Origin of the sequence: Streptomyces sp. NPDC052042 (assembly GCF_044548345.1) — a bacterium.
GTDB lineage: Bacteria > Actinomycetota > Actinomycetes > Streptomycetales > Streptomycetaceae > Streptomyces.
The window spans coordinates 61784-76314 of record NZ_JBIUBU010000004.1 but is presented as its reverse complement, the minus strand read 5'-3'; the positions used below and the strand labels follow the sequence as shown (position 1 = coordinate 76314).

Here is a 14531-nt window from a genome sequence, read left to right as displayed (position 1 = left end):
ACCAGCCCGACCGCCGAATGGGCAGCCCTCCAAGTGCCGCTCGCCGGGGTCGCGGACGTGAGGAGTCAGCGGATCTCGGGAGTGCGCAGCCAGGCCCAGCTCCGGTTGATCTCTTCGGCCGCAGTCAGTACCAACTCCCGTGTGTGCGCCACCAGCTCCGGCGTGAATCGGTGGCTGGGTCCGCACACGCTGATTGAGCCGTGAGCCTCGCCGTCAGGGCCGATGAGCGGCGCGGCGATCGAGGCCGCGTCGCTCTGGCGTTCCCCCATGGACACTGCGACCCCCTCCCGCGCGATCTCGGCCAGTTCGGCGCGCAGCGCGGCGCTGTCGGTGATCGTGCGCTCGGTGAGCGGTTCCAGCGGACGGGCCAACACCGTCTCCCTGCGATCCCCGGGCAGGAACGCCAGAATTGCCTTGCCGGACGAGCCTGCGTGCAGCGGGAACCTGCGGCCCACCTCCACGGTCATCTTGACCTCGCGCGGACACTCGAACTGGGCGAGGTAGACCCGCTCTTCGCCAACGAGTCCGGACAGCGTAGTCGTCTCGGTGGTCTCGTCACGCAGTCTGCGCAGCACCGGCATCGCCGCAGTCCGTATCTCGAAGCGGGACAGTGCGATGGCGCCGAGCGCAACAGCGGCGGGCCCGAGTCGGTATCCGGCGATGTCCGGATCGGTCTGGAGGATCTCCCGTGACACCAGTGAGCGCAGGATGCGGTGCACGACCGCCTTCGACAGGCCCAGCTTGCGGCTGATCGCGCTGACGCCCAGATACTGAGGGCCGCCCGCGAACAGCAGCAGCACGTCGGCGACCCGCGCGGCCGTCTCGGTGCCCACGTCCTCTGTGCGGCTGCGCGGCTCCGGGCGGCTGATGGCACTCTTTTCAGTCACGTCGTGATCCTAGATGTCCGGTGATGCGGAAAGACCACGCGGCCGCCCTGCGCGGACGGTCGCGTGGCCGGAACGGATGGTGGACCAGTCAGCGGCCACGCTTGACGTAGCGGCCCACAGGCTTCCCGGTGATCTCGCCGTCGGCCAGCACACGTGTGCCACGCACGAAGGTGTCGGTGACCTTGGAGGTCATCGCGAATCCCTCGAACGGGCTGTACTCCTGGGTCGACTCGGAGTCGGCGGCGCGGACCGTCCAGTTCACGTCCGGGTCGACCAGGGCGATATCGGCGTCGTAGCCTTCGGCGAGGTCGCCCTTGTTGAGCAGGCCATAGCGGCGCGCGGGGTTGGCGGAGGTCAGGCGGGCGATTGCCTGGAGCGACAGGCCGCGCTTGACGCCCTCGCCGACGAGGCCGGGCAGCAGGTACTCGGCGCCGCCGAAGCCCGACTTCGCCAGGAAGATGTCGTCGCGGTCGGCGCCGAACTTCATCTCGTCGCGACAGCAGGCGTGGTCGGACACCACCCAGTCGACCTCGCCGGCCAGGACGTGTCGCCACAACGCCTCGACGTCCTCGCGGTCGCGCAGCGGCGGGTTGACCTTGCCGCCCAGGCCGTGCGCGGTGTCCACGTCGGCGAGCAGGTGGCCGATGGTGACCTCACGGCGGAAGTCCACGTGCGGGAATGCCCCGGCCATGCGCAGGGCGGCGTCCAGGGCCTTTTCGGACGACAGGTGCAGCAGGTTGATGTTCGGCAGGCCGGTCTCGTGCGCCAGGTAGGAGGCGATGGTGACGGCCAAGCCCTCGGAGTGCGGCGGGCGGGAGGCGCTGTAGGCACGCAAGCCGGTGAGCGTGCCGTCCTGCTCGACCTTCTTGGTGTAGGCCGTCATGATCTCGGCTGTTTCGCAGTGCAGAGACAGCGACAGATGCGGGGCGTATTCGGTGAGGATCTCCCGGGCATTCTGCACACCGCGCATGACGAATTCGAAGTGCGCCATGTCATAGCGCTCGTTCGGCGGGATCATCAGGAAGTCGCTCTGGCTCGTCGAGCGGCCGTGCAGACCGTGGCTGCCGTAGAACATGAAGATCTTGAATGACGTGACGCCGTGCTCCTCCACCAGGTACGGGATCTCGCCGATGTGTTCGGCCGACATCGGCGCCAGGTGGAAGGCGTAGTCGATGTAGGCGTTCCCCTCGGACAGTGACAGAACCTCGGGGAAGAAGTCGCGGTAGGAGCCACCCTTGTTCAGGTAGTACTGGCCCGTCCGCATGTAGGTGAGCGCGGTCGTCACGCCGCCCTGGGCGCTGGCCCGGCTCTCCGAAGCGGTGTCGGCGGACAGCTCGTTGTAGATGCCCCAATGCTGGTGCGCGTCCACCACCCCGGGGAAGGCCAGCTTGCCTCCCCCGTCCACGACAGTTGCGGTATCGCCCTCAGGCAGGTTCGGGGCGATACGCACGACCTTGCCGTCGGCGACGGCGATGTCACCCAAGGGGGGTACGCCGTCCGGGGCGCCGGGTCGGACGACGCGGACGTTCTTCAGCAGCAGTTCGATGGATGCCATGGAAACGGTCCTCCAGGGAATCGGAGCGGGTAGTCGGTCTGCGGGAGTGGGGGAAGGTGGTCAGCGGCCAGGCAGATGAGGCCAAGGGCGGGAGCCGGAGCGTTGCCCGGCTGATCGTCGGCGCCGCGGCCGGAGATCCCGGCGGCGGCTCCTTTCGCGGCGGGTACAGGCCGGCCGGGCCCGCCGGAGGCGTTCTCGCCCACGATCAGGTCGTCCTGGGGGTGCGGACAGCGTGGGGACGGTTCGGTCGGCGGCTTACGGGGCGGGGGTTTCCTGTGGTGGCGGACGTGGGCGTCGGCGGGCGGGGAGGTGGGCCTGGCAGAACACGACGTCGCCTGCCTATGGCCGGAGTTGTCGATGTCGCGGAAATCTTGGCGCCGGCCGTATGGGGTCTGGCCAACGGCGATCCAGCCGGTCGGGCCAGGGTGGGCGGCCAGTTCGACGGCGTGCTCGAAACGGCGCCGAGTCTTGTCACCGAAGCGTCGTCCGTTGCCCAGTCCAGCGGAATGCCCGTAGCCCGCAGGGTGGCCGCGCCCGCCGCCACCGGATCCGGGTGACCGGACTCCGTCGCGCTCATCACTTCTGCGTTGCCCTTCCTGCCCGCACTGTCCTCTATGAATCACTCCATGCGTTCCGCCTAGGGGAACGCTTCCTTGTTGTTCCTTTATCGTGACATCTTTCCGTCGCCTTGGTCAATCTTCCCTGCATGCTTGACTAGCACCGCTGGGCGGTGCGAACTTGGACCCTCCCAGCCCGAATCGGACGCCGGTCGTCGACTCCGGCGTGTTCCGTTGAGGGGAACGCTGGTAGGGGTTCGGGGTGCGGGATGACGAGGAAAGGAAGTGGACGCCATGGCAGGCGCCCTGGATGGGATGCGGGTCATCGACACGGCCACACTGTTCGCCGGACCGCTCGCCGCGACACTCCTCGGGGATTTCGGTGCCGAGGTCATCAAGATCGAGCACCCCAGGGGCGACCCGGTGCGCCACCATGGCGCGCAGAAGGACGGTGTCGGCCTGTGGTGGAAGATGATCGGCCGCAACAAGAAGGCGATCACGCTCTACCTCGGTGCGCCCGAGGGCCAGGACCTCTTCCGCCGACTGGTCGCCGACGCCGACGTCGTCATCGAGAATTTCCGACCCGGCACCCTGGAGAAGTGGGGGCTGGGCTACGACGAGCTGAGCCGGATCAACCCCGGGCTGGTGCTGGCCCGCGTCACCGGCTTCGGCCAGTTCGGCCCGTACGCCTCACGGCCCGGCTTCGGCACCCTCGCCGAGGCGATGAGTGGGTTCGCCGCCATCACCGGCGAACCCGATGGCCCGCCCACGTTGCCGCCCTTCGGCCTCGCCGACGGCATCACCGCGCTCACCACCGCCTTTGCTGTGATGACGGCACTTCGCGCCCGTGAGCAGACAGCTCGTGGCCAGGTCGTGGACATGGCCATCATCGAGCCGATCCTCACCCTGCTCGGCCCGCAGATCATCACCTACGACCAGCTCGGCACACTGCAAAGGCGCACGGGCAACCGGTCGGCCAACAACGCGCCGCGCAACACCTACCGCACCCGCGACGGGAAGTGGGTTGCCGTCTCCACCAGCGCCCAGTCGGTGGCCGAGCGCGTCATGCAGTTGGTCGGCCGCCGTGAGTTCCTCGACGAGCCGTGGTTCGACTCCGGCGCGCAGCGCGCCGAGCACGCCGACGAACTGGACGAGGCCGTTGGCGGCTGGATCGCCCAGCGCGATCGCGCCGAGGTGATCAACGCCTTCGATGCGGCACAGGCCGCCGTCGCGCCCATCTACGATGCCGCCGACGTGCTGGCCGACCCGCAGTTCCAGGCCCTGGGCAGCATCGCCACCGTCGAGGACGACGAGCTCGGCCCGATCCGCATGCAGAACGTTCTCTTCCGACTGTCGGAAACACCCGGTGAGATCCGCAGCGCCGGGCCCGCACTGGGCGCGCACACCGCGGAGGTACTCGCCCGCTACGGTGTCACCGCGGAGGACCTGGCCACCCTCCGAGGCAAGGGCGTCATCAAATGATCCGCTCCTGGCTGTACGTTCCGGGTGACCGGCCCGACCGGATCGACAAGGCACTGGCCGGCCCCGCCGACGCCGTCGTGATCGACCTGGAGGACGCGGTCACCGCAGATGCCAAGGACGGGGCCCGCAGCGTCGTTCTGGACGTGCTCGGCGAAGGCGGGCCCGCCTATGTTCGGATCAACGACCCCGCCACTGAGGCGGGACGGGCCGATGTCGCTGCGCTCGCTGCGGCGCCCGGCGCGCTCGTCGGCGTTCGCGTTCCCAAGTGCGAGGAGCCCGGCGAGTTGCGCCGCGTGGCCGACGCCCTCGGCGTGCCAGTGATTCCCCTGGTGGAGTCCGCACTGGGCGTTGAAAACGCTTTCGCTCTAGCGACCGCCCACCCGCTGGTCCGCGGGATCTCCCTCGGCGAGGCCGATCTCTCCGCGGACCTGGGCGCCGGCGGGAGTGCCCTGGCGTGGCCGCGCTCCCGTGTCGTCGTCGCGGCTCGCGCGGCCGGGCTGCCCAGCCCGGCCCAGAGCGTCTGGACTGCGGTCCGCGACCTTGACGGGCTGCGCGCCGACACCGCGGCCGGCCGCGCCGCCGGCTTCTTCGGACGCTCCGTCATCCACCCCACGCATATCCCGGTCGTGCACGAGGCCTGCGCCCCTGACCCCGGCGAGACAGCCTGGGCGCACGACCTGCTTGCCCGCGCCGACAGCAACGGCGCCGCCTGGGTTGACGCCACAGGGCGGTTCGTCGACAGGGCCGTCCTGGAACGCGCGCGCCGACTCGCCGCGCTCGCCGACGCCCACGAGACCTCCTGATTCTCCCGAGAACGAGGAAGACAATGTCCCAGACCACCTCTGCAGATCCGCTGCTGGCCGCCGTCGCGGCCGGGGTGCGGCTCATCGAGCTCGGCCAGCCGTTCTTCACCGGCATGCCGTGCTCCCCCAACCACCCCGGCTTCCGTATGACGCTGATCCGCCGCCACGGCGACATGGAACGCCCCGACGGTGGGTCGGCCGCCAACGAGATCATCGTCACCGGCGGCCACGTCGGTACCCACATTGACGCGCTCTCGCACGTCAGCCACTGCGGTGAGCTGCACGGCGGGGTGGACGCGGCTGACGCCCAGAAGGGCGGCGCGTTCACCATGCACGGCGCCGAGACGCTGCCCGGCCTGCTGCGCCGGGGTGTCCTGCTGGACGTCGCCGCCGTCCACGGCGTCCCGACGCTGCCACCCGGCTACGGGGTGACCATGGCCGACCTGGAGGCCGCTGCCGAGCGCGCGGGCGCCGAGCCGGGGGAGGGCGACGTCGCACTCGTCCGCACCGGCTGGGCCCGCAACTTCGGCGATGCCGGTGCCTACCTCGGCAAGGCGGCGGGCGTGCCCGGCGCGACCGTCGAGGCCGCCCAGTGGCTGGCGGCGCGCGGTGTCGTCGCTACCGGTGCCGATACGACCGCGTACGAGCAGATTCCGGCGGGCGCGGGCCACGCGGTTTTGCCCGTGCACCGGGTGCTGCTGGTGGAAAGCGGGATCTACATCATGGAGCACCTGAACCTGGAAGAACTGGCCGGGCAGGGCGTCCACGAGTTCGTCTTCCTGCTGGCGCCGCTGCGCATCAAGGGCGGCACCGGCTCGCCCGTACGGCCCCTGGCGGCGGTGAGCGCGTGAGCACCGCCGTTGAATCGCTGGCCATGTTCGCCGCGGGCGTCCGCGAACGTGGGCTCGGAGCGGAACTGCGCGAGGACGCTGCCCGCCGTATCCTGGACGTCCTGGGCAACAGCCTTGCCGCGACGTCCGAGCCGCCTGCCAAGTCCGTCGGCGCGCTCGTCGCCGAGTGGGGCGGCGAAGGCCGGTCCACCGCGCTCGGACAGGCCGTTGCGCTGCCCGAGCCCAGCGCCGCGCTGTTGAACGGCACGCTCGCCCACTGCCTGGACTTCGACGACACGCACCTGCCATCGGTACTGCACCCGTCGGCGTCCGTCGTGCCAGCCGCGCTTGCAGCTGCCGAGGCACGCGGCGCGTCCGGTGCCCAGCTGCTGGACGCGGTCGGCGTGGGTGTGGAGATCGCCGTCCGCGTCGGTATGGCCGGCTACGACCCAGCCCTGGGAAACTCCGTGTTCTTCGAACGCGGCCTGCACGCCACCGCGATCTGCGGCGCGCTGGGCGGCGCGGCGGCGGGTGCGATGCTCTCGGGCCTGGACGCCGCCGGGATCGCGCACGCCCTGGGCATCGCCGCGAGCATGGGCTCGGGCCTTCTGGAGGCCAACCGCACCGGCGGCACCGTCAAACGGGTTCACTGCGGCTGGGCCGCGCACGCCGCCGTCACTGCCGCAGGCATGGCCCGCACCGGGCTCACCGGCCCACCGACCGTGTTGGAAGGCCGCTTCGGCCTGCTCCAGGCGTTCTGCGGAGACCAGTACCACCTGGAGCCGTTGCTGAACGACCTCGGCGAGCGGTGGGAGCTGCCGGGCATCTTCTTCAAGCCCTACCCGTGCAACCATTTCACCCACGCCGGGATCGACGCCGCCCGCCGGCTCCGAGCCCGCGGCCTGGACGTCTCCAAGATTGTCGACGTTGAGCTGGGCGCTCCCACACCGGTGCTGCGAACGATCGGCGAGCCAGTCGAGGACAAGATCCGGCCGAAGTCCGGCTACCACGCAGCGTTCTCCGGTCCCTACACGGTTGCGGCGGGGCTGCTGGGCGGTGGTGGTCTCGGCGTCTTCCACGAGGACTTCACCGACGAGGCGGCGGCCGATCCGGCGCGGCTCGCCCTGGCTGCCAAGGTCCGCTGCGTGCCCGACACCCGGTGCGACGAGATCTTCCCGCACCAGTTCCCGGCGGTTCTGCGCGTCCGCCTGGAGTCCGGAGAGCTCCTGGAGGAGCGGGTGGACGTCAACCGGGGCGGGCCTGACAATCCGCTGAGCGACGAGGAGCTGGCGACCAAGTTCCGCCTCAACGCTACGCGAGTGGTCACCGAGGCCGAGGCCGAGGAGATCACCGCGCGCACCTACGGTCTGCACAGTGCCCCGAACCTCGCGGCCTTCGCCGCCGTGCTGCGTGCTCCAGCAGCGGGCTGACCCTTCCCGCCGCTTGCCGTGTGCCCTCATTGCCTGCTCCGCGGCTCCGCAAGGGGGCGCCCGGCCTCTGAGCCGGCATGGCTGCTCCACCTGTCGAACACATGGCAACGTCGTTCTTTTGGAACCTGCGTGTGGTTGACCCGGGTTGGTGCCGTGTCTGGAGCTGGGGATTTCGACCAAGTCCTGTCCGCCTGAGCTGGTGGACAGGGTTGTGGGAGAAGCGGGAAGGACGGAGAAGCGGGGCGGACGGAGAAGCGGCACCGCCCGCTGTCCGTCCGTTTCACGGTGTCCCGGCGATCCTGGGAATGCCCCGACCAGGTAGCGGGGCCGGTCCAACAACGCGGCCGTCCCCGCACCGGTCCGAACGCCGAACTCCCGTGCGGGGAAAGGCCATCAGTATCGGTTCGTCTCGGAGTCAGACGTCGTAACCCGCGTTCGGCCACCTATGAAGCAGCAAAGCGTCTCTACGGCTATTTCTGGCCACCCATTCTTTGGCCGAGATCTTCCCATCTCAGTGGAACGACGTTACGATAGGTGGAACAAACCCCCGCGTATGTGGGAAAGAAGGGGGAGGCCCGGTTCCGCTCGGCTGCCGAGGCGGAAGATTTCCAACATCGCGAGCGGGCTGCCGCCCGGAATGCCCCGAGGCGGGGCTGGCAGGAAAGCCTGCCGCATTTTCGGTCCGTCGACGCAACCCTGGGAATTCCCGACAGTTGAAAATGCTGCTGACGGACCGGCAAGGGTTGGATTTCGGTATTCCAATGACCGACCGAACCTAGCCGTCCACAGGAGAACTCCATGTCCCCCAGAAAGCAGAGTGCCGACGCCGGCGATAGTACTTCCCAAGAAGCGACCGGCCAGGTGATCGCGACGGTCGAACGCGCGATGGATGTGCTGATGCATTTCGCCGACACGCCGACGACCACGCTCGGGGTGACCGAGATCGCCGACGCCCTCGGTATGTCCAAGGGCGTCGTGCACCGCGTGCTCGCCTCCCTGCGTGGCAAGCAGCTCATCCAGCTCGACCCGGTCAGCAGGCGCTACTCCCTGGGAGTCGGGGCCATGCGGCTTGGTCTTTCCTACCTCGACCGTCTCGAGATCCGCCGGATCGTCGCACCCGAACTTGCGCTGCTGTCCCAGCGCACCGACGAAACCGCGACCCTGTCGCTGCGCACCGGGTGGACTCGCGTCTACTCGGACCAGGTGACGCCCGAGCGAGAAGTCATCATGAGCGTGTCCCTCGGGGTGCCCTACCCGCTGCACTCCGGCGGATCGTCCAAAGCATTTCTTGCCTTCCTGTCGAAGCAGGAGATCGAGGAGTATCTGGTGCAGGCCAGGCGCGACCCGCCGACGGGCCACACCATTGACGACGTGGGGCGGCTGCGCAAGGAACTGGAGGAGATCCGGCTGCGGGGCTGGACCCAGTCGTTCGCCGAGCGCATGTCGGGTGCGGCCTCCGTCGCCACCCCTGTCCTGGATCATCTCGGCCGCCCCGCGGCCGTGATCAGCGTGTGTGGACCGCTTGAGCGGTTCCGCGAGGAGGTCGACGACTGCGTCTCCGCCCTGCTCGACTCAGCCCGGAGGCTGTCCGCCCAGATGGGGTGGGTCGAGCGCGAGGGGAGGGAACACTAGTCGCCTTCTCTGGTGCCGCTCCCGGCAACGCTTGCCCCGTCGCGGCGCCTGGCCCTTTTTCGAGCTCGACTTTGTTCGAGCAGGGGAGACCCCGCACGAGAGCTTTCGGCCGCCTTCCCCTCGCACGCACCGGGCGACGCTCCTTCCGGGCAAGCATTGCCGGTCACGGCCCGAGCCTCTGACCTGCCTGATCCACCGCGTGTCCGCCCTGGCGCCGCAGCCCGCCACGACCGGCCATTTCACCGTTTCCTTGCTCACGGACGGGACGGGCACGCCCCTTCAGCGAAGGATGTGCAACGGATGCCTCCTGACATAACCCCCAACAGCCCTTTCCCTCCGCCGCACGGCAGCGCCGTGCCTGCGGTCGGCGCGCCGCCGGGCCGACGGGACCGAGCGGTGAGTGGCACGGTCCGGGTCGGGATCGTCGTCCCCGCGTCCAATCCAACAGTGGAGCCCGAAATCCAGCGGCTTCTGCCGGCCCGCATGGTGGGCTATACCGCGCGGATCGTCGCGCCTGCGGGCCTGGACCTGCGCGACAGGCTGACTTGGTACCGCGAGAATCCGGAGGACAGCCTTGACTCGCTGCGCGGGCTCGGCTTGTCTGCGGTGCTGGTGGCTTGTACGGGCGCCACTTACCCGCTGGGCGTCGAGGGCGACCGGGCCTGGTCGGCGGCCCAGTCGGCGCGGCTCGGTCTTCCCGTCCTGACGTCCGCCGGGGCCCTGGCCGAGGCGCTGAGCCTGCTCGACACGGCCCATGTCTCCCTAGTTTCTCCCTATCCCGCTTGGCTCACCGACCAGTGCGCGGCGTTCTGGCGCGGCGCCGGGCTCTCCGTCCGGGAGTTCCCTCTGAGCGGTACAGGCGCCATCTACGACACCGCGCCGGAGGACGTCGGCGCCGCGGTCCGGGCCACGTTGGCCACCGAGACTCCCGCGGGCGGGCGCGCGGTCGTCGTGACAGGCACCGGGGCACCCAGCCTCGCCGCGCTCGACGCCGTCGCCGCCTCTTCCCCCATCCCGGTGCTGTCCTCCAACCTCGCCGGAGCCTGGGCGCTGGCGCGCGTGGCGGGGGCGGGCGGCCTGCTGGCCCATGCGCCAGGTGCGGCACTGCGCCGACTCGACCGTGACACCCTGGAAGGAGCCCGATGAGCGACAGGAACGCGCCGCTGGTCGTGGTGGGTGCGGGCCCCGTCGGCCTGGCCGCCGCGCTGGTGTTCGCCCGCACCGGAGTCCCGGTCGTCGTCCTGGAAGCAGACGGCCCCGCGCTGCGCACCGAGTGGCGCGGCTCCACATTGCACCCGCCGACGCTGGAACTGCTCGATCTGCTCGGCATCGCCGATGCCGCAGCGTCCGGCGGCGTCCGGGTGGACCGTCTCCAGTTCCGCGACCTGGAGGCCGTGGAGAGCGCGACCTTCGACTACTCCCTGCTGTCCTCCTGTACCCGGTTTCCTTTCCGGCTCCAGTTCGAGCAGTACAAGCTGATGCGCCTCCTGCGGGACGCTGCGGACCGCACCCCGCTGGTGGAGATCAGGTTCGGGCACCGTCTGACCGGCCTTGAGCAGGACGCGGACCACGCGGTCCTCACCGTCGAGGATGCCGCAGGCGAACCCGTGGTGTTGCGGGCGCGCTGGGTGCTGGGCGCGGACGGCGCGCGCAGCACGGTCCGGGAGCTGTGTTCGCTGGCCTTCGACGGCGACACCTATCCGACGATGAGCCTGGTGGCGGCCACCCGCTTCCCGTTCGAGAAGGCTCTCGACGACCTCGCTCCGGTGTCGTACTGGACCGGGCCGTCGGGGCGGCTGTCGCTGATCCGCACCCCCGACATCTGGCGGGTCGCGATGAGCACCGGCGACAGCTCCGACGACCGGCCCGCAGACCTCGACCCCGCCCGTCCGCACCCCGCCTTCGCCGACGCGCTCGACTGCCTCCTCGGCGGCCGCGCCTGGGCGGAGACACCCTTGGAGCAGCATCGGCTGTACCGCAGTCACCAGCGCGTCGCGTCGGCCTTCCGGGCTGGACGGGTGCTGCTGGCCGGCGACGCCGCCCACCTGTCCAGCACGACCGGCGGCATGGGCCTGAACTCGGGACTGCACGACGTGTTCGATCTCGCCCAACGGCTCGGCCCGCCGCTGGCGGACGGCGACGCTGTGGCCGAGAGCGCCGCGGCGAACCGCTACGCCGAGACGAGGCGGGCCGTGGCCGAGGAGATCGTGCAACCGGCCACCAGGACGGTCCGGTCCGGTATCGACACGACGTCCCTGGAGGGGCGCCAGGAGCGGCTGGCCGGGTTGTGCGCGCTGGCCGACGACTCCGATGCCGCAGCACACCACCTGTGGCAGCTCAGCATGTTCGACTCCGCTCCTACGACAGGGCTGTTGGAAGACCGAGGTACGAAAGACGTGATCCGCCCATGACCGCCGTGCTGTCACCCATCACCGGCGAGACCATCCAGGAAGTGCCCGACACCGGCTTGAACGGTCTGGATGCCGCGCTGCGCGCCGCTGAGGCCGCCGCGCCGGTCTGGCGTCGCGTCCCCGCGGGCGAGCGCGGGGGACTGTTGGTGGAGATCGGTCGCCGCATGCGCGCCCGGGCCGAGGAGATCGCGCACCTGGAGACGCTGAACACGGGCAAGCTCCCGGCCGACACCCGACGGGAGGCCGACCGGGCGGCCGCCTGTTTCGAGTACTACGGTGGCTACGCCGACAAGGCAGTCGGCACCGTCATCCCGGTCGCGGGCCCGTTCCACACCTACACCGTGCGCGAGCCGTACGGCGTCGTCGCCGGGGTCATCCCGTGGAACGTGCCGTACTTCTTTGCAGCCAAGAAGATCGCGCCCGCGCTCGCCTTCGGCAACGTCGTGCTGGTCAAGCCCGCCGAGGAGACCCCGCTCACCGCGCTGCTCCTCCAAGAAATCGTCACCGGGGTCCTCGCCGAGGCGGGCCTGCCCGACGGGATCGCACAGGTGATCCCAGGCGGCGGCGACCTCGGCAGGGCCCTGGTTGCCGACCCGCGCACGAAGCTCGTCGTCTTCACCGGCTCGGACCGCACGGGTGCGGCGGTGGGCGCGGCCGCCGCCGCGCACTACGCTCCGGCCGCGTTGGAGTTGGGCGGCAAGTCCCCCCAGCTGGTCTTCGCTGACGCCGACCTCGACGCCGCCGCCGACGGCGTGGTCGAGGGCTTCGCGGGATCGTGCGGCCAGATGTGCATCGCCGGATCGCGACTGTACGTGCAGCGCGAGGTGTATCCCGAGTTCCTGGAACTGCTCACCACGCGGGTCGAGGGCCTGCGCGTCGGCGACCCGCGGGTGGCAGGCACACAGGTCGGACCGCAGGTGACGGGACCGCAGGCTGACAAGACCCGCGGCCTTATCGCCGGCGGGGCCGCCGCCGGGGCGACGGTCGTCGCGCGGGCCGCGGTCCCCGACGAGCCCACACTGGCGGGCGGCAACTGGGTGGCACCGACGGTGTTCACCGGAGTGGCCGACGACTCCCCGCTGCTCACCGAGGAGATCTTCGGACCTGTTCTGTGCGCCGCTTCCTTCGCCGACGAGGACGAGGCCGTGGCGCTCGCGCACGACACTCGCTTCGGGCTCGGCGCCGGGATCTGGACGGGGGATCCGGGACGAGGGCACCGCCTGGCTGCTGAGCTGCGCGTCGGGACGGTCTGGATCAACACCTACCGCATCCTGTCCGATCTCGTCCCGTTCGGTGGGGTGGGCGCCTCCGGCTACGGCCGTGAGGGCGGCACTGACGCCGTCAACCTCTACACGTGGACCAAGAGTGTGTGGACGTCCACCACGCCGGGCGTGCCCGGCGTCTACAGAAAGGGCTGAGATGGCCAGCAAGGTCCGCGCCCTCGCGCCGGAACGGTTCCACCGCGATGACGTCTTCATCGACGGGCGCTTCCTTCCTGCCCTGTCCGGGCGCTTCATCGAGATCGTCTCGCCCTCCACCGAGCAGGTCGTCGGCCGGGCCCCGGACGGCTCGGTTGCCGACGTCGACGCCGCGGTCGAGGCAGCCCGCCGGGCGTTCGAGGACCCGAAAGGCTGGCGCCACTGGGCGCCCGCCGATCGGGCAGCGGCGATGGAACGCCTCGCCGACCTGCTCCAGAGCCGAGAGGAGGAGCTGGCCGTCCTGCTCGCGCACGAGATCGGCAAGCCGCTCAGTACCTCGGCCGGACGGTCGGGTCGCGCGTCGGAGTTGCTGCGATACTTCGCAGGCATGGCCCGGACCCTGGTCCAGGAGGAACTGCGCCCGGTTCCCGAGCAGCGCGGTCCCGGCAGCGTGCGGCGCAGCCTGGTACGGCGTGAGCCGCGCGGCGTCACGGCCGCGATCGTGCCTTACAACGGCACCCTGCCGATGGGCATGTTCAAGATCGGGCCGACGCTCGCGGTGGGGGGCACGGTGGTGCTCAAACCGCCGCCGCAGGCGCCGCTGGAGGCATACATCCTCGCTGAGGCAGCCGTGGAAGCCGGCATTCCGCCGGGAGTGCTCAACGTCGTCCCGGGCGGTCGGGAGGCCGGGGAGCGGCTGGTTGGGCATCCCGGTGTCGACATCGTCGGCTTCACCGGGTCCACCGAGGCGGGCCGACGCATCGCCGTGCAGTGCGCGGCGGCGTTCAAGCCCGTGGTACTGGAACTCGGCGGCAAGTCAGCCGCGGTGGTCCTGGAGGACGCCGACCTCGACCGCTTCGCCAGGGCGCTCCCGTTCCTCGCCTACACCTTCAGCGGCCAGAACTGCTTCATCCAGAGCCGGATCGTCGTGCCACAACACATGCTTGCCGAGCTCACCGACCTCGTAGTGGAAGTGACGGCGGGGCTCATTGTCGGGGACCCGCTCGACCCCGCGACACGGCTCGGCCCCCTCATCTCCGCCGAGCACCGCACGCGGGTTGAGGCGCACGTCGCCGCGGGACGCGATCAGGGCGCGGTGCTTGCCCATGGCGGAGGCCGGCCGCCCGGCCTCGACCGGGGCTGGTACGTGGAGCCCGCGGTGTTCACCGGCGCCCGTAACGACATGGGTATCTGCCGGGAGGAGGTCTTCGGCCCGGTCGTCACCCTGATCCCGGTGGATGGGGAGGAAGAGGCGATAGCGGTCGCCAACGACAACGATTTCGGTCTCGCGGGATCGGTGTGGAGCGCCGACGAGGGCCACGCCCTGGACGTCGCCGGCCGACTGGACACCGGGTCCGTCGGGATCAACGGCTTCGGATTCAATACGGCGGCGCCGTTCGGCGGACGTCGCGACAGCGGGCTCGGCACCGAGTTGGGCGTCGAGGGATTCGAGGCCTATGTTCAGTACCAGAGCCGCCATCTGATGCACTGACTCGCCACTTTTGAATAGGTCCGCCTCCGACGGA

General features: G+C 70.2%; 11 protein-coding genes. 9 read left to right on the top strand and 2 right to left on the bottom strand.

Going from position 1 to position 14531, the window contains the following annotated elements:
* Positions 1–65: 65 nt before the first annotated feature.
* Together ACIHCL_RS09850 and ACIHCL_RS09845 are read right to left on the bottom strand one after the other, a co-directional pair.
* Positions 66–887, bottom strand: coding sequence for an IclR family transcriptional regulator (locus ACIHCL_RS09850; protein ID WP_399859148.1), 822 nt, complete (start codon positions 885–887; stop codon positions 66–68).
* An 88-nt stretch (positions 888–975) separates the two neighbouring features.
* Positions 976–2442 (bottom strand): dihydroorotase family protein, encoded by a 1467-nt coding sequence (locus ACIHCL_RS09845; RefSeq protein WP_399859146.1) that lies wholly within the window; start codon positions 2440–2442, stop codon positions 976–978.
* A gap of 851 nt (positions 2443–3293) precedes the next feature.
* Here ACIHCL_RS09845 and ACIHCL_RS09840 point away from each other — a divergent pair.
* From ACIHCL_RS09840 to ACIHCL_RS09800, 9 genes are all read left to right on the top strand, one after another.
* Positions 3294–4481 (top strand): CaiB/BaiF CoA transferase family protein, encoded by a 1188-nt coding sequence (locus ACIHCL_RS09840; RefSeq protein ID WP_399859144.1) that lies wholly within the window; start codon positions 3294–3296, stop codon positions 4479–4481.
* Positions 4478–5284 (top strand): HpcH/HpaI aldolase/citrate lyase family protein, encoded by an 807-nt coding sequence (locus tag ACIHCL_RS09835; RefSeq protein ID WP_399859141.1) that lies wholly within the window; start codon positions 4478–4480, stop codon positions 5282–5284. The genes ACIHCL_RS09840 and ACIHCL_RS09835 overlap by 4 nt, the downstream gene beginning before the upstream one ends.
* A 23-nt stretch (positions 5285–5307) precedes the next feature.
* Complete coding sequence (locus ACIHCL_RS09830) at positions 5308–6135, top strand: cyclase family protein (RefSeq protein WP_399859138.1); 828 nt, start codon at positions 5308–5310, stop codon at positions 6133–6135.
* A complete protein-coding gene (locus ACIHCL_RS09825) occupies positions 6132–7544 on the top strand; it encodes an MmgE/PrpD family protein (RefSeq protein WP_399859136.1) in 1413 nt (470 codons plus the stop codon). Before ACIHCL_RS09830 ends, ACIHCL_RS09825 begins: the two co-directional genes overlap by 4 nt.
* A 798-nt stretch (positions 7545–8342) precedes the next feature.
* Positions 8343–9176, top strand: a complete 834-nt coding sequence (locus ACIHCL_RS09820) for an IclR family transcriptional regulator (protein WP_399859133.1) — start codon at positions 8343–8345, stop codon at positions 9174–9176.
* Between the two features lie 300 nt (positions 9177–9476).
* Entirely contained in the window at positions 9477–10322 is an 846-nt protein-coding gene (locus ACIHCL_RS09815) for an arylmalonate decarboxylase (protein WP_399859131.1), read from the top strand.
* Positions 10319–11587 carry an FAD-dependent oxidoreductase gene (locus ACIHCL_RS09810; RefSeq protein WP_399859128.1) on the top strand — a complete coding sequence of 423 codons (1269 nt, stop codon included), beginning with the start codon at positions 10319–10321 and terminating at the stop codon, positions 11585–11587. The genes ACIHCL_RS09815 and ACIHCL_RS09810 overlap by 4 nt, the downstream gene beginning before the upstream one ends.
* Positions 11584–13005: an aldehyde dehydrogenase family protein gene (locus ACIHCL_RS09805; RefSeq protein WP_399859126.1), complete on the top strand. Its 1422-nt coding sequence runs from the start codon at positions 11584–11586 to the stop codon at positions 13003–13005. The genes ACIHCL_RS09810 and ACIHCL_RS09805 overlap by 4 nt, the downstream gene beginning before the upstream one ends.
* 1 nt (position 13006) lies before the next feature.
* Positions 13007–14497, top strand: coding sequence for an aldehyde dehydrogenase family protein (locus ACIHCL_RS09800; protein WP_399859123.1), 1491 nt, complete (start codon positions 13007–13009; stop codon positions 14495–14497).
* Positions 14498–14531 lie beyond the last annotated feature (34 nt).

Excerpts from the sequence above, each read along its gene's own strand:
- ACIHCL_RS09845 (WP_399859146.1), bottom strand. The coding sequence starts at position 2,442 with ATGGCATCCATCGAACTGCTGCTGAAGAACGTCCGCGTCGTCCGACCC.
- ACIHCL_RS09840 (WP_399859144.1), top strand. The coding sequence starts at position 3,294 with ATGGCAGGCGCCCTGGATGGGATGCGGGTCATCGACACGGCCACACTG.
- ACIHCL_RS09835 (WP_399859141.1), top strand. The coding sequence starts at position 4,478 with ATGATCCGCTCCTGGCTGTACGTTCCGGGTGACCGGCCCGACCGGATC.
- ACIHCL_RS09830 (WP_399859138.1), top strand. The coding sequence starts at position 5,308 with ATGTCCCAGACCACCTCTGCAGATCCGCTGCTGGCCGCCGTCGCGGCC.
- ACIHCL_RS09820 (WP_399859133.1), top strand. The coding sequence starts at position 8,343 with ATGTCCCCCAGAAAGCAGAGTGCCGACGCCGGCGATAGTACTTCCCAA.
- ACIHCL_RS09815 (WP_399859131.1), top strand. The coding sequence starts at position 9,477 with ATGCCTCCTGACATAACCCCCAACAGCCCTTTCCCTCCGCCGCACGGC.
- ACIHCL_RS09810 (WP_399859128.1), top strand. The coding sequence starts at position 10,319 with ATGAGCGACAGGAACGCGCCGCTGGTCGTGGTGGGTGCGGGCCCCGTC.
- ACIHCL_RS09805 (WP_399859126.1), top strand. The coding sequence starts at position 11,584 with ATGACCGCCGTGCTGTCACCCATCACCGGCGAGACCATCCAGGAAGTG.
- ACIHCL_RS09800 (WP_399859123.1), top strand. The coding sequence starts at position 13,007 with ATGGCCAGCAAGGTCCGCGCCCTCGCGCCGGAACGGTTCCACCGCGAT.